Source organism: Streptomyces sp. NPDC004610 (assembly GCF_040609715.1).
GTDB lineage: Bacteria > Actinomycetota > Actinomycetes > Streptomycetales > Streptomycetaceae > Streptomyces.
Genome location: NZ_JBEXLA010000026.1, coordinates 16,221 through 36,248, shown reverse-complemented (window position 1 = coordinate 36,248; position 20,028 = coordinate 16,221). Strand labels below are relative to the sequence as shown.

Here is a 20,028-nt window from a genome sequence, read left to right as displayed (position 1 = left end):
GGAGTGTCGTGACCACGATCGCCGTGACCGGGCATATGGACCTCACAGACGCCAGTATCCCCCTGGTACGGGACGCCCTGCGTGAAGTCCTGAAGCCGTACGCCGACGAACTGACCGGCGTTTCGTGCCTCGCCAAGGGGGCCGACTCGCTGTTCGCGGATGCCGTGCTCGAACTGGGCGGGCGCCTGGTGGCGGTCATCCCCTCGCAGGACTACCGGCAGAGCAAGGTGAAGCCCGACCACGCCGAGACCTTCGACCGGCTCTCGACGGCAGCCGACGAGGTACTCGTACTCCCGCACGAGAGGGCGAACCGGGGCGCCTACGAGGACGCCAACCGGACGCTGCTCCAGCGGGCGGACCGTCTCGTCGCTGTCTGGGACGGCACGCCCCCGAGCGGCAAGGGCGGCGGCACCGCCGACACGGTTCTGGAGGCGCGGGCCGCTGGGCTGCCGGTCGAGGTGATCTGGCCCGAAGGCACCGCACGAGGCCGCGCCGCCGTGTAGCGCCGCCACGGACACGACGGTGTGCGCCTCCCGCGCGAGGGCGGCCGGGCCGGAGCACGCGGCCTGCTCGGCGCCGACTCACCTCCGCAGCTCCTGCTCGGCGCCGACCCACCACCGCAGGCCCTGGTCTGCGCCGACTCCCCCCACAGACCCTGTCCGGCGCCGACTCACCCCCGCAGACCCTGGTCTGCGCCAACGAACCTGATCGCCATCGGCGCGCTCGGCATCGCCCGCGTGCGCGGCCCGGACGTGCCGGGTGACCTGGCCGTCACCGGCTACGACGACGACATCGAGGCCGCGTCACTGGTCTCCCCGGCCCTCACCACGGTCTTCAACCCCGGCCGCGCGGCGGCCCGTCTCCGCCGGAACGCCCGGGGGACGGCGCGGCCCGCCAGGTGATCCTGGCGTGGCAGCTGATCCCACGGGGATCGGCGTAACGGGGGCCGCCGGGCCCCCGCTCGGCTAGCGCCGCATCCCCACGAACGCGTCGACCATCGTGGTCGCCACCTCCGCCAGGTGCTCGCTCATCAGGCGGCGGGCCGTGTCGGGGTCGCCGGCGCGGACGGCGGACAGCAGTGCGTGGTGGGCGGTGAGTTCCACGCCGGAGGTCAGATGGCGTTCCGCCTCCGGCATCAGATGGTGCAGCCGCCGTACCTCGTCTAGCTGGCCCCGGAGGATGGTGGTGGCCCGCTGGTTGCCGGTGACGGCGGCGAGGCGGGTGTGGAAGGCGCGTGCGGCGCGGAGCGGGCCGGTGAGGTCCGGTCCGGACTGGGTCTGCTCGGCGTAGAGGGCGGTGAGCTGGTCGATGTCGGACGCGGTGCGGCGGGTGGCGGCGGTGGCGGCCATCGCCGGTTCCAGCAGGTGCCGGATCTCGAACACCTCGCGGATGTCCTCCAGTTGGACCGGGCGCACGATGTAGCCCTTGCGGGGCATCACCGTGACCCAGTCCTCCTGCACCAGCAGCCGCAGCGCCTCCCGTACCGGCGTCTTGGACACGCCGTAGCGGGCCGCCAGCTCCGGTTCCAGGAGGAGCCTGCCGGGGGCGCAGCGCGCTTCGAGGATGTCGTCCTTGAGTCGCTGGTACACCTGCTCGGTGAGCGAGAGCCGGGGGGCGCGCGGTTCGTGCCCCGCCCCGGCCGGAAGGATGGACCGTCCCTGCTCGCTCATCGGGTGCGCCGCCTCTCTCAGATCCCAGAAAAATATCTGGCGTACGTGAGAGGGGTCAATGTGATCCTGTCCGGGGAGGGAAGGGCACAGGCGGCAGGCAGGCAGGGCCGGGCCGTCAGAGATCGGCCAGCAGCACCGCCGGGTTCTCCACGCGGTCGGCCACATGGCGCAGGAAGCCGCCCGCCGCGCCGCCGTCGCACACCCGGTGGTCGAAGGTGAACGACAGCTGGGTGACCTTGCGTACGGCGAGGGCGCCGCCGACCACCCAGGGTCTGTCCACGATCCGTCCGACGCCCAGCAGGCCCGCCTCCGGGTGATTGATGATCGGCGTGGAGCCGTCGACCCCGAACACCCCGTAGTTGTTGAGGGTGAACGTCCCGCCGGTGAGCGCGGCGGGCGGCAGCCGACCGGCGCGGGCCAGCTCGGTCAGCCGGACCAGTTCGGCGGCCAGTTCGGTGGTCGTCATCCGGTGCGCGTCCCGGACGACGGGGACGACGAGACCCCGGTCGGTCTGGGCGGCGAAGCCGAGGTGGACAGGGCCGTGGCGGACGATCTCGTCGCGCCCGGTGTCCACCGAGGCGTTGAGTTCGGGGAACCGGCGCAGCCCGGCGACGGTGATCCGCGCCAGGACGGCCAGCAGTCCGATACGGGCGTCGGGGTCGGCGGCCCGCAGCGCGTCCTTGGCGGCGAGCAGCGCCGTGGCGTCCGCGTCCACCCAGGTCGTGGCGTCGGGGATCTCGGTGCGGCTGCGGGAGAGTTTGTCGGCGACCGCGCGGCGCACACCCCGCAGCGGGATCCGCTGCGCCTCGGTATCGCCTACCGCCGGACCCGGGGCCGTCCGCTCCAGGGCCTCTTCGACGTCCTTGCGCTGGATGATCCCGTGCGGGCCGCTCGGGGTGAGCCGGGCGAGGTCGACGCCGTGGTCGCGGGCGAGTCTGCGGACCAGGGGGTTGATCACCCGGGGGGCCTCGACGGTGGCGGGCACGGGCCTGGGGGCGCCGTTGCGGCGATGGCTGCGACGCCTGCGGGAGGGGGTGGAGTGGCCGGTTCCGTAGCCGATCAGGACGTTGCCGGAACCGGCGAGTTCCTCCTCGCCGTAGCGGGCGGCGGCGGGGTGCTCGGCCGGGTGCTCCGGCGGGTCCTGTGGCGGTCGTCCAGGTGGGTGCTCCTTGGTCCTCTCCGCCGGGGCCGGGGTCTGCGGGGTGGCGCCCCGTGCCTGCGGTGTCCCTACCGAGATGAGCGGACCGCCCACCGCGACCGCCGTGCCCGCCTCGGCGTGCAGTCTCAGGACCGTCCCCGCGTACGGCACCGGCACCTCGACCGCCGCCTTCGCGGTCTCCACCTCGACCACGATCTGGTCGATGCCGACGGTGTCGCCGACGGCGACCTTCCAGTCGATGATCTCCGCCTCGGTGAGACCCTCACCGAGGTCCGGCAGCAGGAACAGCTGCTCCTGGGACCGCCCGGTCATGACACCTCCAGGGACGACAGATGGACGAGATCGGGCTCGCCGTCGAACTGGAGCCGGTCCACCGCGTCCAGGACCCGGTCGACACCCGGTAGGTGAGCGTGCTCCAGCTTCGGCGGCGGGTAGGGGATGTCGAAGCCGGTCACCCGTAGCACCGGCGCGGCCAGCGAGTGGAAGCAGCGCTCCTGGACCCGGGCGGCGATCTCCGCGCCGACCCCGGCGAACCCCTGGGCCTCCTGGATCACCACACAGCGCCCGGTCCGCCGTACCGACTCCACCACCGTGGTGTCGTCGAACGGGACCAGGGTGCGCAGATCGACCACTTCGAGGTCGATGCCGTCCTCGGCGGCGGTCTCGGCGGCCTGGAGGGCGACGGAGGTGGTGGGGCCGTAGGCGACGAGGGTGGCGTGGCGGCCGGGGCGGCGGACGGCGGCCCGGCCGAAGGGGGCCGCGGCGCGGGTGGTGAGATCGGCGTCCGCCTTGGACCAGTACAGCCGCTTGGGCTCCAGGAAGACCACCGGGTCGGGGTCGTCGATCGCGTCCCGCAGCAGCCAGTACGCGTCCTCGACGCTCGCCGGGGTGACCACCTTCAGCCCGGGGGTGTGGGCGTAGTACGCCTCGCTGGAGTCGCAGTGGTGCTCGACCCCGCCGATGCCGCCCGCGAACGGGATACGGATGACGAGGGGCAGGGCCAGGGCGCCCCGGGTGCGGTTGCGGAACTTGGCGACATGCGAGGCGATCTGCTCGAACGCCGGGTAGGCGAACGCGTCGAACTGCATCTCCACCACCGGGCGGAAGCCGCCCATCGCCATCCCGACCGCCAGCCCGACGATCCCCGCCTCGGCGAGCGGGGTGTCGAAACAGCGCTCCTCGCCGAACTCCTCCGTCAGTCCGTCGGTGATCCGGAAGACCCCGCCGAGGGGGCCGACGTCCTCGCCGAAGACCAGGACCCGTTCGTCCGCGCGGAGCGCGTCGCGCAGCGCGGAGTTGAGCGCCCGCGCCATCGTGATGGGGGCCATCTCAGTCCTCCTGGTCGGCGAGTTCGGCGGCCAGCAGGGCACGCTGCTCGCGCAGTTGGGGCGTGGGCTCGGCGAAGACATGGTCGAACAGCTCCAGCGGATCGGCCGCCCGGTCCGCGTTCATGACGGCCCGTACCTGGGTGGCGAACTCCTCGGCCTCCTCCCTGGCCGCCGTCGTCTCCGCCTCCCCGATGATCCCGCGCCCCCGCAGATAGGTCTCCAGCCGGGCCAGCGGATCCGCCGCCTCCCACTCCCGCACCTCGGCGTCCTCGCGGTAGCGGCCGGCGTCGTCGGCGTTGGTGTGGGCGTCCATGCGGTAGGTGTGCGCCTCCACCAGGAACGGCCCCCGCCCGGACCGGGCATGCGCGACCGCCTCCGTCAGCACGGAGAGAACCGCCACCAGGTCGTTGCCGTCCACCTGCTCGGAGCGCACCCCCTACCCGATGCCCTTGTACGCCAGGGCGGGCGCGGCCGTCTGCCGGGCCAGCGGCACGGAGATCGCGTATTTGTTGTTCTGCACGAAGAACACCACCGGGGCCTTCAGCACCGCCGCGTAGTTCAGCGCCTCGTGGAAGTCGCCCTCGCTGGTGCCGCCGTCGCCGATGAACGCCATCGCCACACCGTCCCCGCCCCTGCGGCGCAGTGCCTCGGCCATGCCGACGGCGTGCAGGGTCTGGGTGGCGAGCGGGGTGCACTGGGGGGCGGTGCGGGTGGCGGCCGGGTCGTAACCGCAGTGCCAGCCGCCCTGGAGCAGCGTCAGCACCTCGGCCGGGACGATGCCCCGGGCCACCAGCGCCATCGAGTCGCGGTAGGTCGGGAACAGCCAGTCGTCGTCCCGCAGGACCAGTACCCCGGCGATCTGGCACGCCTCCTGACCCCGGCTGGACGGGTACACCGCGAGCCGGCCCTGCTTGGTCAGCGCGGTCGCCTGGGTGTCGAACCGGCGCCCCACCACCATCCGCCGGTACCCCTCACGCAGCACCTCGTCCGGCGGCTCGGCGTATCCACCGGACGGGGTGACCCGGGTGCCGTCCTCGGCGACGAAACGCACCGGGGTCAGCGCGGGCAGCAGACGGTTCACCGCCTGACGCGGAGCCTTCACGGACATACCGACACTCGCTTTCGCTGGACGCTTTGTTGTGAGATCGTCCTTCGCTTGTGCGAGTTGTTCAAGATGGCGGCTGAGGTGGAGACGAATGGTCTAAGTGGAGGGGGATACTCGACGTTTCGTCCTCGGGGTGGGTGTGGGGGGTGGGGCCGGGCGGACGTTTGGTCGGGGGCGGGGTGGGGCGGGGCGGGGGGCGAGGCTGGGTGGCGCTGGGGTTGGGGGCGGTGGTTCCGTCCGGGTGGGGGAGCGGACGACGATCGCCGTCCCGGCGCGGATCCGGCCCGGCCCGGCGGCCCCGGGGCGGGTCGGGTCGCGGAGGTCGGCGCGGCGTCCGGGGCCGCGTACCGCTCCATCGCGGGGCTCGCGCCGGACGCCGGGGCTGGGGCGGCGGCGCTGAGGCTCGTGCCGCGCGCGACGGGTGATCCCGGGCGGCCCATGCGCGGCATGCGCGGCAGGCCGTCGGGAAGCTCATCGCCGTCCTCGGCGAGCAGTTGGGCCGCGGTGCCGCGCAACCCCTCCCGAGAGCCCGGTGATCCGGTCGCCGGAGGGCATTGTCAGTGGCAGCCCGTAGCGTTCTGGGCATGACGTCGAATGTTCAGGCGTACGCCTACGCCCAGCCGTCCGCCGTGCGTACGACCGCGCGGGGGACGGCGCTCGGTCTGGAGACCTCCGGCGGGGTGACGCCCGCCGGACCCGTGGCCCGCCCGCGGTTCTACTCCGGGTTCCTGACCCGGCCCCAGGTCGCCGCGGCGGGACTGCTGGCGGTGGCCGATGTGGCGGGCGCGCGCTACCACCGGCCGGAACTGGCCCGGCTGCTGGACCCGGTGGTCACCGCGCAGGGCGACCGGCTGCGGTTCGAGTCGTTCTCCGGCTGCTGCGGGGTGTACGCCCGCCTGGACGTGCTGGGCGACGGCCTCGACGGCGGCGAGATACGGCACGGCACCACCAATGTCGACGTCAACAACCCGCTCCGGGACGCCCTGGCCAGGATCGGCGGCGGCGATCCGCTGCATCTGCGGGTCGGACCGGAGGAACTGGCGGTCACCACCCTCGACGGGCCGGTGGTGGAGAAGAAGGTGCCGCTGCCGGAGCGCTGGCTGCGGGGGTTCGCCGAGACGCAGGTCATCTCCGCCGCGTTCGACCTGCGCGCCGAACTGGGCGCCGCCGACACCCTCCGCTTCCTGCGCGGCCTGCCCCGGACGGGACGGCCCGGGGCCGCCGTCCAGTGGCTGCTGCCCACCGGCCGCGGACTGCGCCCCACCAGCCGCCCCGCCCCCGGCGCCGTCTGCCTCCCCGGCCCCTGGCGCCTCGCCACCCTCCACCGCGTCCTGCGCCACGCCACCGGCCTGCGGCTGTACGGCCCGCCCGCCGCCCCGGACAGCCCGCCGCTCGCCTCCGGCTGGCAGGCCGACCTGCCCGGCATGCGGCTCACCCTGGTCCTCTCACCCGGCGTGGCCCGGGGATTCAGCGGCGAGGGCGCGGTCCTGGAGGCCCTGGCGGGCGACGACACGGCCGCCGACGCCGAACTCGTCGCCGTCCTCCTCGCCTGGGAGCCGCGCGTCGACCCCGCCGACCTCGCCGCCCGCTCGGGCCTCACCCGCGACCGGGTCCGGGCCGCCCTGACTCGGCTGGGCACGGCGGGCCGGGTCGGCTACGACACCGCCGAGGCCGCCTACTTCCACCGCGAACTGCCCTACGACACCGACCGCGCCGAGCGCCACAACCCCCGCCTGGTCGCCGCCCGCGCGCTGGTCGCCGAGGGCGCCGTCACCCTCCGGGAGGAGACCGGTCGAGGCGCCGGCCCGGTCGCCGAGGTCCGCTCCGGTGACCGCACCCATCTGGTCCGGCCCGTCCCGGACGCCCCCGGGCTGAGCTGCACCTGCCCCTGGTGGTCCGACCACCGGGGACAGCGCGGCCCCTGCAAGCACGCCCTCGCCGTCCGCATCGCCCACCGCCGAGACAGCGCACTCCTGGAGCACCGATGATCCGCTGGCCCGCCCGATCCGCCCGCCCCGCGAGCCCCGCCAAGGTCCAGCGCTTCCGCCACGAGGCCGGGAAGGACCCCGCCGCCGCGCTCCTGAAGGCCGTCGAGGCCGGTGCCCGCAGCGAGATCCCCGTCCTGCTCGCCGACCTCGACGACCGGGCCCGCCGCGCGCTGCTGCCCGACCTGAAGCGGCTGCGGGAGGACGGCACCGCGCCCACCGACACCCGCCGGGCCGCCTACCTCGCCGCCGCCGGCTGCCACACCGGAGCCGTCGCCTGCGCCACCTGGCTCAAGCGCCCCTACAGCCACGAACAGGACCCCTACCTGGTGGGCGCCGTACTGGCGGGCAGGCCCCCCGAGTTCCTCACCACGGTCCTGGAGCGACTGGCCGCCCGCACCGACATGGGCCGCTGGGACTTCCTCCTGCTGCGCACCCTCTCCGACCTCGCGAACCTCCCCCTGCCCCGCACCGAGGCGACCGGCGCCCAATGGCAGTTCGAGGCCTACGACCGCCACTACGAACGCTGCGCCCACCGCCCCCGGCAGCGGCGGCGCGGCGAGAGCGCCGCCCCGGAACCCGACCTGGACACCCCCTGCGGCGGGCTGCTCGCCGCGCTGCGCGAGGACCCGCTGACCCCCCGCATGCTGCCCTTCCTCATCGACACACCCGAACTGACGGGGCAGTTGGTGTGGGCGGCCTGCCGGGAGGGCGAGCACCTGGTCGACACCTGGCACGGCGCCTACGCCGCCCTCGCCGCCGAAGGCGTCCTCGACCGCGCCGCCCTGACCGCGACCTCCGTCGTCGTCCTGCTGCGCGGCACCTGGCCGCTGAACGGCGTCCGCTTCTGCGTCGCCCTGCTGCGCGCCCTGGACCTGACCGCCGACGAACGCGCCGCGCGCACCGCCGACTGGATCCGCATCGCCGCCGACGCCCCCTCCGTCGCCGCCGGACTCGCCCAAGAGGCCCTGCGCGCCCTCTGGCACGCCGGTCGGCTGACCCCCGCCCATCTCGCCGAGACCGCCCGTGGGGTCTTCTTCCGCACCGAGAGGCAACTCGTGCGTACCCAGCTCTCCTGGGTGGAGGCCGCCCTGCGGCGCGACCCGGAGAACGCCCCCGTGCTGCTGCCCACCCTGGGCGATGTCTTCGGCCACGCCGACACCGCCCTCCAGCAGCGCGCGCTGCGCCTGACCGGCCGCCACCTCGCCCACGCCGGACCCGCCGCCCGCGAGGACCTCGTCGCCGCCGCCGTCCTGCTGCGCCCCGGCCTCCTCACCACCGCCGCCGACCTCTTCGACGCCCCCGAACTCCTCCCCGACCCGGCCGGACCCGCCGCCGCCCCGCACCGCGACGCCCTGCCCGAGCCTCGGACCCCCGCCCCGCTGCCGCCCCCGCCGCACAGCGCGGCGGAGTTCGCCGCCGAGTTCGCCGCCGTCCTCGCCGCCGATCTGCGCAACCGGGCCACCAGCGGCCCCTACGAATGGGCCCTGGACGGCATGGTCCGGATGGCCCACCAGGACCGCGAAGCCCTTGCCAAGGCCCTGGAGCCGGTCGCCCAGCGCCACGACGACTGGCTGAACCGCATCAACTGGCGGATGCACGGCGGCTTCGGCCTGCTCCCGCTGCTCGCCGCCGTCACCGGCCGGATCGACGCCGGTGACATCAGAAAGGCCCGCCGCGCCACCGCGCACAAGGACTGCCCGCACGCCCGCTTCAGCGCCCCCTGGCGCCACCGCCTCGCCGAGCTCAGCCATCTCATGGCCACCGGTTCCGTCCCGCCCTTCCTGCTGTCCACCCCGAGCCGCGACTCCGGCGAACTCCACCCCGAGGCTCTCCTCCACCGCCTCGACACCTACCGCGCCCAGGGCGCCGACCCCGCCCCCGTCGACTTCGACACCGCCCTGCTCCGGCTGCGCCACCCCGCCGACCCGGCCGCCCACATCACCCGCGCCCGCGCCCTCGGCACCCCCGAGGGCCACCGCCTCGCCGACTGGCTGGCCACCCCGCCCCCACCCCCGTCCGCCCCCGAGCGCACCGCCGTACGGATCGCCGACGACCTCACCCGCCCCGAGCTGACCGACGCCCCCAGCCGCCCCCTCGCCAAGGCCCTCCCCGCGCTCCCCGGCATCGGCGACGGCTACCGCCCCGCCGCCCGCTGGTGCGGCTGCCTCTACGGCTCCGCCCGCAAGTGGGTCTCCCTGCACCCCGACCGGCCCGACACCCTCGCCACCCATCTGATACGGCTGACGGCCGGTTCCGCCGTCCACACCGACCGGGTCGAGACCGGGATCCTGCTCACCCTCGCCGAGGCACCCGGCCCGGCCGGACCCGCGCTGCACCTCGCCCTCGCCTACGGTCTGAGCGCCCGCCACGCCGACGACCGGCTCGCCGTGATCGACGCCGTCCTCACCCTCGCCGCCCGAGGCACCCTCGACGCCGCCCGCCTCGGCGCGGACCTCGCCGAACTGCTCGCCCAGGGCGCGGTCAAGGCCAACCGGGTCGCCGACGCCCTCGGCACCACGGTGTCCGCCGGTGCCCCCGCCACCGCCTGGTCCATCGGCGCCGCCCTGCTCCCGCCGCTGCTCACCGCCACCGCCCCGCCCCCGCGCGGCACCGGCGACCTCCTCGCCGCGCTGGCCGGGGGAGCGGAAGCCTGCGGCGCCCGCGCGGACGCGCCCTGGCTGGCCGACCTCGCGGCCCGGCGCGGCTCCGGCCGACTGGTCACCGAGGCGAGACGCCTGCACCAGACGCTCACCGGCTGACCGGCCCCAGGGCCCGCCCCGGGCGCGGGCTCAGCCCGGGGCGATCAACTCGGCTCGATCATCTCGGCGTGGCTGAGATCCTCCACCCCGACCGGCCGCGTCCCCTCGAACAGCACGGCGAGTCCATAGGGGTCGCAGATGGGCAGCCGCCCCTCGAACCGCAGCAGCCAGGAATCGTCGTGGAAGGTGAACTGCGGTGACTCCAGCGGGAATTCGGACATGTCGGCGTCCAGTAGCGGGGCGGCCTCCGCCGGGGTCAGCCCGAAGAACGCGGGATCGTCGCGCAGCGCCTCGCGCACGAAGCGCAGGGCCGCCATGAGAATGTCGTCCACCCCGGCCAGCACCTCGGCGATCAGCGGCAGATCGGCCCGGTCGAGATCGCCGGAGTGCTCCAGCAGAATCTGCGCGTCCACGGGGGCGTCGTAGAGCGCGCTGGTGGGCGGGTGATCGACGGTCCACATCCGGAGTCCGTCGGGCGCCGGGCGGGGGGTCAGGCATCCGATGCCGGGGCGGATGAGGCTCGTGGACATGAGGGTTCCTCTCGGGGGAGGGGAGGGAGGAGGGAGGAGGGCCCGGGGGAGGGTGCAGCGGGAGCCAGAGGGGGACGGCTTCGGCGGAGGGTGGCGGGCGGACGGCGGACGGCGGAGGGCGGAGAGGTGGACGGCGGAGCGCGGAGGGAGCGATGCGGCCAGGTCAGTAAACCCGGGGGATGGGCGGCCGGTGCCGCCGGGTGGGGTTGGGTGGGGAGTGCGCGCCCGGCACGGACAAGGACGGCAGCGGGTCCATCGACGCGGACGAGTACCGCGCGCTCTTCCGCACCGCGTTCCATCGCGACCCGGCCGCCGCCACCCGGCCGCCGCCTCCCGGGCCACGTACACCTGGGCCACCTACACCCGGGCCGCGTTCGTGAAGGACTCCCTGTCCTTCATGTCCGGCCGCGCCCGCTCGACGCCCTATGACGCGGTGCTGATGGACCCGTAGAGGTCCGGTTCGCGGGCGTCACCGGGTGTGAGCGCACTTCGGGACCGCGCCGGGACAGCCCCGGTCCCTCCACCCGCCCCGCCGCTTACCCTTGCCGCAGGGTGGGCGGAGGGAGCGCGTGATGAGGGAACTGGTCTCGCAGCTCGCGGCGGTGGACCTGGCCGCGGCCGAGAGCTTGAAGGTCATCGGACTGTTCGACGCCCTGGTGGAAGGCCGCGCCCCGCTGGAGGCCCTCGTGCGGGCCGCCGCCGCGTTCGTCGCCGCGCCCGCCGGGCTGCTCCACCCCGACCGGCGGCTCGCCATCCGCGTCGACGGTGACGGCACCCGTACCGGCGGCCCCGCCGACCACGCGGAGATCGAGGCGCGCTGGCCCGCGCATCCCTTCCCGGACGGCGGGCTGGTCTGGGTGGAGCGTCCCGGCCCGCCCTCCGCGCGTGAGCTGCTGCTCCTGGAACGGCTGGCCGTCGCCGTCCGGCTGTCGCTGGACCGGCTCAGCGGCGGGCTGCCCGACACCGCCGCCGCCGTCGCCGTCCTGCTGGACAGCGGTGCCTCCGACGGGGCGCGCACCCGGTCGGCACGAGCGCTCGGGCTGCCCGGTACCGCGCCCGCCCGGGTCCTGCTGCGCCCGCCGGGTCCGCGCGGCGCGGCGCTGCCCGCGCGGACGGCGATCGTGCCGACCCCGGCCGGGCCGGTCCGGGCGACCGTCGCCCCGCCCGCCGTGCCGCTCCCCGACGACGGACCGGTCGGGGTCGGCACCATCGCCCCGGTCACCGCGCTCCCGCCCACCCTGGGCGGCGCCCTGGCCGCCCTCCGGCTCGCCTCGCCCTGGCATCCGGTGCAGAGCGCCGACGACCTCGGCCTGCTCGCCTCCGTCGAGATCACGCTCCCCCTCGACCGGGGCCTCGCCACCGCCGTCGCCCGGATCGCCCGGATCGCCGCCGAACCCTGGGGCCCGCAGACCCTGCACGCCCTGACGACCACCGACAGCGTGCGCGCCGCCGCCGCGCTCTGCGGGGTCCACCACTCCACGCTCCAGGCCCGCTGCGAGCAGATCTCCGCCGCGACCGGCTACGACACGCGCGGCGCCACCGGACGCGTCCGCCTCACCCTCGACCTGGCCGCGTACCGGCTGGTCACGACCACCTTCTGCCACGACGAGACCGGCTGACCGAGCCGCGGGAGACCGCCCCCCTGGTCGCCCCTCCCTGGTCGCCGCCCCCGGGGCGCCCCGGCCGCCATCCGGCGGGTGATTCCCCCGCAACCGCGTGTTCCTGGCGGTCCCGCCGTACCCGTCCCGAGTCGCACAGTGGGTCGCAGCCCGCACCCGGAACCCTCCAGGAGGCAGCCATGACCCTCGCCCGACCGCCGTACGACCCCGAGCTGAACGCCTATCTGGAGTCCGACGACCGCGCCCCACTGGACATCTCCCTCGACCGGATCGCCGAGATGAGGGCGAGCATGGCCGACCTCGTCCCGCCCCTGGCGGACCTCGTCGCCGAGGCCGGTCTCGAACACATCGAGCGGACGGTGCCCGGCCCGGAGGGCGCGCCCGATGTGACGCTCTCGATCGTGCGCCGCCCCGGTGCCGCCGGGGCCACCCCCTGCGTCTACTACATCCACGGCGGCGGAATGATCATCGGGGACCGGTTCGTCGGGTCCGACTCCTTCCCCGAGTGGATCGAGCGGTTCGGGGTGACCGTGGTCTCGGTCGAGTACCGGCTCGCACCCGAGCACCCGCACCCCGCGCCGGTCGAGGACTGCTATGCCGGACTGGTCTGGGTGGCCGGGAACGCCGCCGAACTGGGCGTGGACCCGGACCGGATCCTCGTCGCCGGGGCCAGCGCGGGTGGGGGACTGGCCGCCGCGGTGGCGCTGCTGAGCCGGGACCGGGGCGGGCCCCGGCTCATCGGCCAGCTACTGCTCTGCCCGATGCTGGACGACCGCGACCGGACGGTGTCCACCCGCCAGTACGAGGACGCCGCGATCTGGAACCGGCGTCACAACGACGTCGGCTGGACCGCGCTGCTCGGCGCCGCCAAGGGCACCGACGATGTCTCGCCGTACGCCGCGCCCGCCCGTGCCACCGACCTGTCGGGACTGCCGCCGGCCTTCATCGACACCGGCTCCGCGGAGGTCTTCCGTGACGAGGACGTGGACTACGCCTCCCGGATCTGGGTGGCCGGGGGACAGGCCGAACTCCATGTCTGGGCGGGCGGCTTCCACGGCTTCAGCATGTTCCGCGAGGCCACCCTCAGCCGCGCCGCGAGCGACGCCGCACACAACTGGATGGGCCGCGTCCTCGACGCGTAGCCCCTCCGGGGCCCTCACCCCAGGACCTCTCCTCGCAGCAGCGCGTGTGCCTGGAAGGCGATCCACAGTTCCGTGATGTCGGCCGTCTCGGCGAGTCGGCGGGACGTGAGGTCCTCCACCCGCTGTACCCGGTACATCACCGTCTGCTTGTGGACGTTCAGCGCCGCCGCCGTGCGCTGCCAGGAGCGGCGGTTGACCAGGAACGCCCGCAGTGTGCCGAGCAGCTCGGTGCCGTTGGCGCGGTCGTAGGCGATGAGCGGGCCCAGCACCCGGTCCACCACCGCGCGGGCCTCCGCATGGCTGCGCAGCACCGTGAACCCGGTCTCGTCGCCGTAGCGGACCAGACCCCCTGTGGAGGTGCGGGCCAGGGCGAGGGACCACACCGCCTCGTCCCGGGCGTCGGAGATCCGTTCCAGGGCGCATCGGCCGCTCAGCCCGACCGGTGCGCCCGGTCCCAGCCGCTGGTGGACGGCGGCCACCTCGCCGGGGCGGTCGGCGAGCAGCGCCAGCAGCAGATCGCTGCGGTTGAGGAGCAGATGCGGGACGCGTCGGCGGCTCAGCGCCAGATGGAGATCGCGCTGCTCGGCGACGTTCTCCTGCGGCACCGCCAGCACCACCAGATCCTCGGCCGGCAGCCGGTGCGCGGCCAGTTCCTCGCGGGCCGCGCCGGGGTCGACGCGGGCGTCGAGGAGCTGGGCCAGCAGTTCGGAGCCGAGGCGCCGCTCATGCTCGCGGAGCATGCCCTGCCGGGCGGTCTCCACGGCAGCCGCCGTCGCCAGATGGTGCAGCAGCGAGGTGTCCAGACCTGGCAGCTCGACGGCGACCAGCACGGTCGGCTCCTCGGCGGGCACCTCCACCGCGAGGACCGTCGTCCCTTCGGTGAAGGGCACGTGCAGGACGCCCGGGATCCGGCCGTCGTGATCGCTGACGGCGGTGAGCAGGGCCTGGCGCAGCGCGGGCTCGGGCGCGCTGCCCTCCGGGTCCACCGGATGGGCGGTGGCCGTGTCGAGCAGCAGCAGCCGGCAGCCCAGGTCGCGGCCGAGCCGGGCGGTGGGCGAGTCACCGGTGCGGTCGCCGAGGCTGTCGCGCAGGGCACCGTAGATCTTCTCGATCTGGCCGAAGCGGGCCGACGCCTCCCCGGTGTTGGCGTCGGCGACCGCGCGGGCCACCGCCACGAAGCTGACGGAGTACGCGGCGGTCAGCACCGCCAGTCCATGCCGGTCGGCCGCCGCCGCGAAAGCGCCGGTCAGCGCGGGTGTGTCCGGGTCCTCGCCGATCAGGATGCCGCTCGCGCCGGCCACCGCGCAGCGCTCGACCAGCGCGGCCTGGGCGGCGCCGCTCACCGGCAGGGTGCAGCCGTTGCGCATCAGCAGTTCGCCGCCGGCCATCCAGTCCCAGGGACTGTCCAGGTCCGAGGCGTGCGCCCAGGACACCGCACGGTCCAGGCCCGCCGCCCCGGCGAACAGGCTGAGCCGCAGATGGGGCAGGTCCAGCACGGTGTGAATGGTGGTCGGCACGGGTCCTCCGCCTCCCTCCGCAGTCCGTCACGCCCTCGGGGGTGACATCGACATGCCTTACAACGTCGACACGCTTTGTAACTTCGATGCAATCCTGTTGTGTGATCGCTCAAAGGGCAAGTGGCGATTGTGGTGATCGCTCGGTAGATCTGGGAGTACCGGCGACGCAGACTCCCTGCACGTCCGCTTCGTGCGGGGCGGACGGTGTCCCATCGCCACCCCGGCAGGGGGCCAGGTAAGGAGCGGCGCATGTCGAATCCTCCAGTCGCGTCACACCCGGCGGGCGCCGCCGGTCCCCCGGACGGCCCCGCGCCGGAGAGCCGGCTGAAACGCGGTTTCAGCTTCCGCTCGGCGTTCTCGCTGGCCTTCGCCGATGTCTCCCCGATCGTCGCCCTGTACGCGATCTTCACCCTCGGGCTGTTCTCCGCGGGCCCCGCGTTCTTCTGGGCCTTCCCGATCGTGCTCGCCGGTCAGCTGCTGATCGCCTGCGTCTTCGGCGAACTCGCCTCCCGCTGGCCCTACGCCGGCAGCGTCTACCAGTGGGCCCGCCATCTGCGCGGCGCCTCCTGGGGCTGGATCGCCGCCTGGGCCTACTCCTGGGGCCTGACCATCGCCCTGTCCACCCTCGCCTACGGCGCCGCGGGCTTCCTGCTCCCGGCGGCCGGTGTCGACGACCCCGGCAAGGGCGTCACCGCCGCGACCGCCATCGGCATCCTCGCGGTGGGCAGCCTCGCCAACATGGTCGGCCGCCGGGTCCTGAAGATCATGGTCATCGCCAGCATCATCTGCGAGGTCATCGGCTCCGTCGGACTCAGCACCGTCCTGCTGATCTTCCACCGGGTCAACCCCGTCGACGTCCTCTTCGACGGCTTCGGCACCCAGGGCCTCGGCTCCTGGGTCGCCGGACCCCTGCTGGTGGCGATGGCGTACGTCGGCTGGTCCTTCGTCGGGTTCGAGGCCGCCGGGTCCATCGCCGAGGAGGTCGAGGAGCCGGAGCGCAATGTGCCCAAGGCGATCATCCTGTCGCTGCTGTGCGTCGCCGCGATCGTGATGTACTCCAGCATCGCCGTCATCCTGGCCATCCCCGACCTGGACGGCGTCATGGCCGCGAAGACCGGCGACCCGGTCACCGACACCCTGGTCAGCGCCCTCGGCTCCGGTGTCGCCCGGCCGCTGCTGATCATGTTCGTGATCGGCTTCCTGTCCAGCTTCCTCGCCGTCCAGGCCGCCGTCACCCGCTGTCTGTGGGGCTCGGCCCGGGACAACGCCCTGCCCGGGTCGAAGTTCCTGGTCAAGCTGGCGGGGCCGGAGCGGCTGCCGGTGAACGCCATCGCCCTCACCGCAGTCGTCGCCGCGACCCTGGTGCTGCTCGCCGGGTCCGACCTCTACCGGGTGCTGGTCAACTTCACCACCATGGGCTTCCAGATCGCCTTCGCCGTCCCGGTGATCGCCGCGCTCATCGCCCGTCTCACCGGCAAGTGGCAGCCGGGCGCCTTCAGCCTCGGCCGCTGGGGACTGCCCGTCACCCTGCTCGCCGCGCTGTGGGCGGTGGCCCAGACCGTCAACATCGCCTGGCCGCGCGCGACCATGGGCGACACCTGGTACCTGCGCTGGAGCATGATCCTCACGACCGGCCTGCTGGCCATCGCCGGAACCGTGATCTACGCGATCGTACGGCGCCGGATCAAGCCGCCACTGGCCGTACGGCTCGCGGCGGAGCAGGAGCGGCCCGTCACCACCGCCGCCCCCGACACGGCCCCCTAGCGCACCGCCCCGCACCCCACGCCCCCCCACCACCACCCCGCCCCCTCAGAAGGCAGGATCATGAAACACCCCCGGGTCGCCGTGGTCACCGGTGCCGGAAGCGGTATCGGAGCCCGGATCGTTCACGAACTGCACACCAACGGCTGGCAGGTGGCCGGGATCGACCGGCAGCCCGTCATCGACGACGCCCTCACCCTGTCCCTGGTCGCCGATGTCGCCGACGGCGAGAAGGTCCGGCAGGCCGTCGACCATGTCCACCGGGCGCTCGGCCCCGTCGAAGGGCTCGTCACCGCCGCCGGGCACTACGCCGCCGCCCCCGTCGACACCCTCACCCCCGAGGAGTGGCACCGCATGCTCCGGGTGCACCTCGGCGGCCTCTTCCACACCGCCCGCGCCGTACTGCCCTCGATGATCGAGCGCGGCGGCGGCAGCGTCGTCGCCATCTCCTCCGAACTCGCCCTCGGCGGCGGCGACGGCGAGGCCCACTACGCCGCCGCCAAGGGGGCCGTCATCGGCCTGGTGCGCAGCCTCGCCGCCGAACTGGCCCCCCGGAACATCCGGGTGAACTCCGTGGCCCCCGGTCCCACCGACACCCCGCTGCTCGCCGCCGACTCGCCCTGGCGCGACCCCGCCTATCTGGCCACCCTGCCCACCCGGCGGCTCGCCCGCCCCGACGAGATCGCCGCCACCGCCCGCTACCTCCTCCAGGACGCCACCTTCTGCACCGGGGAAGTCGTCTCGCCCAACTCCGGAGCCGTGATCTGATGACACCCCCGACAGCCCCGACACCCCCGACGCCCTCCGACCTGTCCGCGACCCGCTCGCCCTTCGCCCTGGTCACCGGCGCCACCCAGGGCATCGGCCGGGCCATCGCCCTGCGCCTGGCCGCGGACGGATCCCGGGTCGCCGTCGGCGCACCCGCGCCGGGCCCCGATCTGGACGCCGTCGCCCGCACCGCCGACGCCGTCCCCGCGCCCGCCGATGTCCGCGACCGGGAGCAGGTGCACGCCCTGGTCGACCGGCTGCGGCGCACCGTCGGCGACCTCGACGTCCTGGTCTGCAACGCCGCCTATATGACCATGGGCGGCTTCCTCGACCACGACGAGGACGACTGGTGGCGGATCGTCGACACCAATCTCAGCGGCACCTTCCATCTCGTCCAGGCGGTCCTGCCGGGCATGCGCCGCCTGGGCCGCGGCCGGATCGTCGTCATCTCCTCCGAGTGGGGGGTGACCGGCTGGCCCCACGCCACCGCCTACGCCGCCTCCAAGGCCGGACTGATCGCCCTGGTCAAGAGCCTCGGCCGGGAACTCGCCCCGGAGAACATCCTCGTCAACGCCATCGCCCCCGGCGTCACCGACACCCCCCAACTGGCCGTCGACGCCGCCGACGCCGGGATCACCCTGGACGAGATGCACCGGCACTACGCCGCCGGCATCCCGCTCGGCCGGATCGGACGGCCCGAGGAGATCGCCTCGGCGGTCGCCCATCTCACCGATTTCTCCCATGGCTCGCTCACGGGCCAGACCCTTCAGATCAACGGAGGCAGCACCCGATGCCGAGCCTGAGCCCCGACGCCCGCACCGAGCCGGTCGCCGCCGCTGCCGACGCAGCCGCCGAAGGGTCCCGTATCGAGCCGGTCGGCCCCGTCGACGGGCAGCTCAGCCCGCGCTACGCCGGACTGACCACCTTCGCCCGGCTCCCGCGCATCGAGGACGTGCCCCGCTACGACGTGGCCGTCGCCGGGGTGCCCTTCGACGCCGGGGTCACCTACCGGCCCGGCGCCCGCTTCGGCCCCGGCGCGATCCGGGAGGCGTCCCGGCTGCTGCGCCCGTACAACCCGCGGCTGGATGTGATGCCGTTCCGCGCCCAGCAGGTGGTGGACGCGGGCGATCTGCCCTGCAACCCCTTCGACATCGCGCGGGCCGGACAGGAGATCGAGGCCGCCGCCCACGCGCTGATCCGCGACGGGGCGCGGCTGATCACCCTGGGCGGTGACCACACCATCGCCTACCCCCTGCTCAAGGCCATGCACCGCGTCCACGGCCCGGTCGCCCTGGTCCACTTCGACGCCCATCTCGACACCTGGGACACCTACTTCGACGCCCCCCTCACCCACGGCACCCCCTTCCGGCGGGCGGCCGAGGAGGGCCTCTTCCGCCCCGGCGCCAGCGCCCATGTCGGTATCCGCGGCTCGCTCTACGACCCGGAAGACCTGATCGCCGACGCCGAACTCGGCTTCACCGTCATACACAGCGCCGACTTCGAGACCCGTACCGTCGCCGAGGTCGTGGACCGGCTCCGGGCGACCATCGGGGACGCCCCGCTGTATCTGTCGGTGGACATCGACGTACTGGACCCGGCCCACGCCCCCGCCACCGGCACCCCCGAGGCCGGTGGACTGACCAGCCGGGAACTGCTCGGCATCGTCCGCGGACTGAAGGGCCTCAACCTGGTCGGCGCGGATGTCGTGGAGGTCGCCCCGGCCTACGACCACGCCGACATCACCAGCGTCGCCGCCGCGAACCTCGCCTACGAGTATGTGTCCCTGTGCGCGGGGGCGCCCCGATGATCTCACCGACCCGCCCCGCGGACCCGGTCCGCTGGCCCGACGGCCACCGGGCCGCCGCCGCCCTCACCTTCGACCTCGACGCCGAGTCCGCCGTCCTGCACGGACACCCCGGCGCCCGGCACCGCATGTCCGTGATGACCCATCAGTCGTACGGCCCCCTGGTCGGGGTGCCCCGGCTGCTGGGGATCCTCGAACGGCACGCCGTCCGGGCCACCTTCTGCGTCCCGGGCTGGACGGCGCTGCGCTACCCGGACGTGGTGCGGTCCATCGCGGCGGCCGGGCACGAGATCGCCCACCACGGCTATCTCCATGAGCGGCTGCCGGACGCGGACGCCGCCACCGAGGCGGAGTACCTGGACCGGGGCCTGGCGGCCCTGGAGTCCGTGACCGGCGTCCGGCCCGTGGGCTACCGGGCCCCGATGTGGGAACTCACCTACCGCAGCCCCGCCCTGCTCGCCGAGCGCGGCTTCCTCTACGACTCCAGCCTCATGGACGCGGACGTCCCCTACGAACTGGCGCTGCCGCAGGGCGGGTCGATCGTGGAGATCCCCGTCCAGTGGGCGCTGGACGACTGGGAGCAGTACTGCTATATCCCCGGGATCTCCGGCACCGGTCTGATCGAGAGCCCCGCCAAGGTGCTGGAGATGTGGACCCTGGAGTTCCAGGCGCTGCACCGCGAGGGCGGCTGCTACGTCCTCACCAGCCATCCCTTCCTCAGCGGCCGTGCGTCCCGCGCCGCCGTGCTGGAGACCCTGATCGAGCGGATCACCGCGACCGGCGACACCTGGATCGCCCCGCTCGCCGACATCGCCCGCCATGTCCGCTCCCTCGGCCTCACCCCCCGGATCCTCACCCCACCGGACCCGGCGACCTGA

Annotated in this window: 16 protein-coding genes and 2 pseudogenes; 12 read left to right on the top strand and 6 right to left on the bottom strand. The window is 74.2% G+C overall.

Annotated features, from left to right (window positions below):
- The first annotated feature begins 8 nt into the window (after positions 1 to 8).
- Positions 9 to 503 carry a hypothetical protein gene (locus ABZX40_RS26620; protein WP_355743681.1) on the top strand — a complete coding sequence of 165 codons (495 nt, stop codon included), beginning with the start codon at positions 9 to 11 and terminating at the stop codon, positions 501 to 503.
- Positions 504 to 524: 21 nt separating this feature from the next.
- Positions 525 to 902, top strand: coding sequence for a substrate-binding domain-containing protein (locus ABZX40_RS26615; RefSeq protein WP_355743684.1), 378 nt, complete (start codon positions 525 to 527; stop codon positions 900 to 902).
- Between the two features lie 63 nt (positions 903 to 965).
- On the opposite strand, the gene ABZX40_RS26610 is transcribed toward ABZX40_RS26615, so the two are convergent.
- The 4 genes and pseudogenes from ABZX40_RS26610 to ABZX40_RS26595 form a co-directional block, all read right to left on the bottom strand.
- Positions 966 to 1,670 carry a GntR family transcriptional regulator gene (locus tag ABZX40_RS26610; RefSeq protein ID WP_355743687.1) on the bottom strand — a complete coding sequence of 235 codons (705 nt, stop codon included), beginning with the start codon at positions 1,668 to 1,670 and terminating at the stop codon, positions 966 to 968.
- A gap of 115 nt (positions 1,671 to 1,785) precedes the next feature.
- A complete protein-coding gene (locus ABZX40_RS26605) occupies positions 1,786 to 3,141 on the bottom strand; it encodes a dihydrolipoamide acetyltransferase family protein (protein WP_355743690.1) in 1,356 nt (451 codons plus the stop codon).
- Positions 3,138 to 4,157, bottom strand: a complete 1,020-nt coding sequence (locus ABZX40_RS26600) for an alpha-ketoacid dehydrogenase subunit beta (protein WP_355743693.1) — start codon at positions 4,155 to 4,157, stop codon at positions 3,138 to 3,140. Before ABZX40_RS26600 ends, ABZX40_RS26605 begins: the two co-directional genes overlap by 4 nt.
- 1 nt (position 4,158) lies before the next feature.
- A pseudogene (locus ABZX40_RS26595) lies at positions 4,159 to 5,115 on the bottom strand (thiamine pyrophosphate-dependent enzyme).
- 731 nt (positions 5,116 to 5,846) lie between these two features.
- Between ABZX40_RS26595 and ABZX40_RS26590 the strand changes: the two are divergent.
- Entirely contained in the window at positions 5,847 to 7,250 is a 1,404-nt protein-coding gene (locus ABZX40_RS26590; RefSeq protein ID WP_355743695.1) for an SWIM zinc finger family protein, read from the top strand.
- Positions 7,247 to 10,009 carry a DUF6493 family protein gene (locus tag ABZX40_RS26585; protein ID WP_355743697.1) on the top strand — a complete coding sequence of 921 codons (2,763 nt, stop codon included), beginning with the start codon at positions 7,247 to 7,249 and terminating at the stop codon, positions 10,007 to 10,009. Before ABZX40_RS26590 ends, ABZX40_RS26585 begins: the two co-directional genes overlap by 4 nt.
- A gap of 44 nt (positions 10,010 to 10,053) precedes the next feature.
- Here ABZX40_RS26585 and ABZX40_RS26580 read toward each other — a convergent pair whose 3' ends face one another.
- The gene (locus ABZX40_RS26580) at positions 10,054 to 10,539 is read right to left on the bottom strand and encodes a hypothetical protein (RefSeq protein WP_355743699.1); all 486 of its coding nucleotides are present in this window, start codon (positions 10,537 to 10,539) and stop codon (positions 10,054 to 10,056) included.
- Positions 10,540 to 10,769: 230 nt separating this feature from the next.
- Between ABZX40_RS26580 and ABZX40_RS26575 the strand changes: the two are divergent.
- The 3 genes and pseudogenes from ABZX40_RS26575 to ABZX40_RS26565 form a co-directional block, all read left to right on the top strand.
- Positions 10,770 to 10,990: pseudogene (locus ABZX40_RS26575) on the top strand (calcium-binding protein); the annotation flags it as partial.
- A 121-nt stretch (positions 10,991 to 11,111) separates the two neighbouring features.
- A complete protein-coding gene (locus ABZX40_RS26570) occupies positions 11,112 to 12,158 on the top strand; it encodes a helix-turn-helix domain-containing protein (RefSeq protein ID WP_355743702.1) in 1,047 nt (348 codons plus the stop codon).
- Between the two features lie 179 nt (positions 12,159 to 12,337).
- Positions 12,338 to 13,300 (top strand): alpha/beta hydrolase, encoded by a 963-nt coding sequence (locus ABZX40_RS26565; RefSeq protein ID WP_355743705.1) that lies wholly within the window; start codon positions 12,338 to 12,340, stop codon positions 13,298 to 13,300.
- 14 nt (positions 13,301 to 13,314) lie between these two features.
- Here ABZX40_RS26565 and ABZX40_RS26560 read toward each other — a convergent pair whose 3' ends face one another.
- Positions 13,315 to 14,817, bottom strand: coding sequence for a PucR family transcriptional regulator (locus tag ABZX40_RS26560; RefSeq protein WP_355743708.1), 1,503 nt, complete (start codon positions 14,815 to 14,817; stop codon positions 13,315 to 13,317).
- A gap of 249 nt (positions 14,818 to 15,066) precedes the next feature.
- On the opposite strand from ABZX40_RS26560, the gene ABZX40_RS26555 reads away from it, so the two are divergent.
- The 5 genes from ABZX40_RS26555 to ABZX40_RS26535 are packed head-to-tail and all read left to right on the top strand — an operon-like array spanning position 15,067 to position 20,028.
- Positions 15,067 to 16,581 (top strand): amino acid permease, encoded by a 1,515-nt coding sequence (locus ABZX40_RS26555; RefSeq protein ID WP_355743711.1) that lies wholly within the window; start codon positions 15,067 to 15,069, stop codon positions 16,579 to 16,581.
- Positions 16,582 to 16,641: 60 nt separating this feature from the next.
- A complete protein-coding gene (locus tag ABZX40_RS26550) occupies positions 16,642 to 17,346 on the top strand; it encodes an SDR family oxidoreductase (RefSeq protein ID WP_355743714.1) in 705 nt (234 codons plus the stop codon).
- Positions 17,346 to 18,149, top strand: a complete 804-nt coding sequence (locus tag ABZX40_RS26545) for an SDR family NAD(P)-dependent oxidoreductase (protein WP_355743716.1) — start codon at positions 17,346 to 17,348, stop codon at positions 18,147 to 18,149. Before ABZX40_RS26550 ends, ABZX40_RS26545 begins: the two co-directional genes overlap by 1 nt.
- Positions 18,137 to 19,153, top strand: a complete 1,017-nt coding sequence (gene speB / locus ABZX40_RS26540) for an agmatinase (protein ID WP_355743719.1) — start codon at positions 18,137 to 18,139, stop codon at positions 19,151 to 19,153. Before ABZX40_RS26545 ends, speB begins: the two co-directional genes overlap by 13 nt.
- Entirely contained in the window at positions 19,150 to 20,028 is an 879-nt protein-coding gene (locus tag ABZX40_RS26535) for a polysaccharide deacetylase (RefSeq protein WP_355743722.1), read from the top strand. Before speB ends, ABZX40_RS26535 begins: the two co-directional genes overlap by 4 nt.

Coding starts and splice junctions, on each gene's coding strand:
- ABZX40_RS26610 (WP_355743687.1), bottom strand. CDS start 1,670: ATGAGCGAGCAGGGACGGTCCATCCTTCCGGCCGGGGCGGGGCACGAA.
- ABZX40_RS26605 (WP_355743690.1), bottom strand. CDS start 3,141: ATGACCGGGCGGTCCCAGGAGCAGCTGTTCCTGCTGCCGGACCTCGGT.
- ABZX40_RS26600 (WP_355743693.1), bottom strand. CDS start 4,157: ATGGCCCCCATCACGATGGCGCGGGCGCTCAACTCCGCGCTGCGCGAC.
- ABZX40_RS26590 (WP_355743695.1), top strand. CDS start 5,847: ATGACGTCGAATGTTCAGGCGTACGCCTACGCCCAGCCGTCCGCCGTG.
- ABZX40_RS26585 (WP_355743697.1), top strand. CDS start 7,247: ATGATCCGCTGGCCCGCCCGATCCGCCCGCCCCGCGAGCCCCGCCAAG.
- ABZX40_RS26580 (WP_355743699.1), bottom strand. CDS start 10,539: ATGTCCACGAGCCTCATCCGCCCCGGCATCGGATGCCTGACCCCCCGC.
- ABZX40_RS26570 (WP_355743702.1), top strand. CDS start 11,112: ATGAGGGAACTGGTCTCGCAGCTCGCGGCGGTGGACCTGGCCGCGGCC.
- ABZX40_RS26565 (WP_355743705.1), top strand. CDS start 12,338: ATGACCCTCGCCCGACCGCCGTACGACCCCGAGCTGAACGCCTATCTG.
- ABZX40_RS26555 (WP_355743711.1), top strand. CDS start 15,067: ATGTCGAATCCTCCAGTCGCGTCACACCCGGCGGGCGCCGCCGGTCCC.
- ABZX40_RS26550 (WP_355743714.1), top strand. CDS start 16,642: ATGAAACACCCCCGGGTCGCCGTGGTCACCGGTGCCGGAAGCGGTATC.
- ABZX40_RS26545 (WP_355743716.1), top strand. CDS start 17,346: ATGACACCCCCGACAGCCCCGACACCCCCGACGCCCTCCGACCTGTCC.
- speB (WP_355743719.1), top strand. CDS start 18,137: ATGCCGAGCCTGAGCCCCGACGCCCGCACCGAGCCGGTCGCCGCCGCT.
- ABZX40_RS26535 (WP_355743722.1), top strand. CDS start 19,150: ATGATCTCACCGACCCGCCCCGCGGACCCGGTCCGCTGGCCCGACGGC.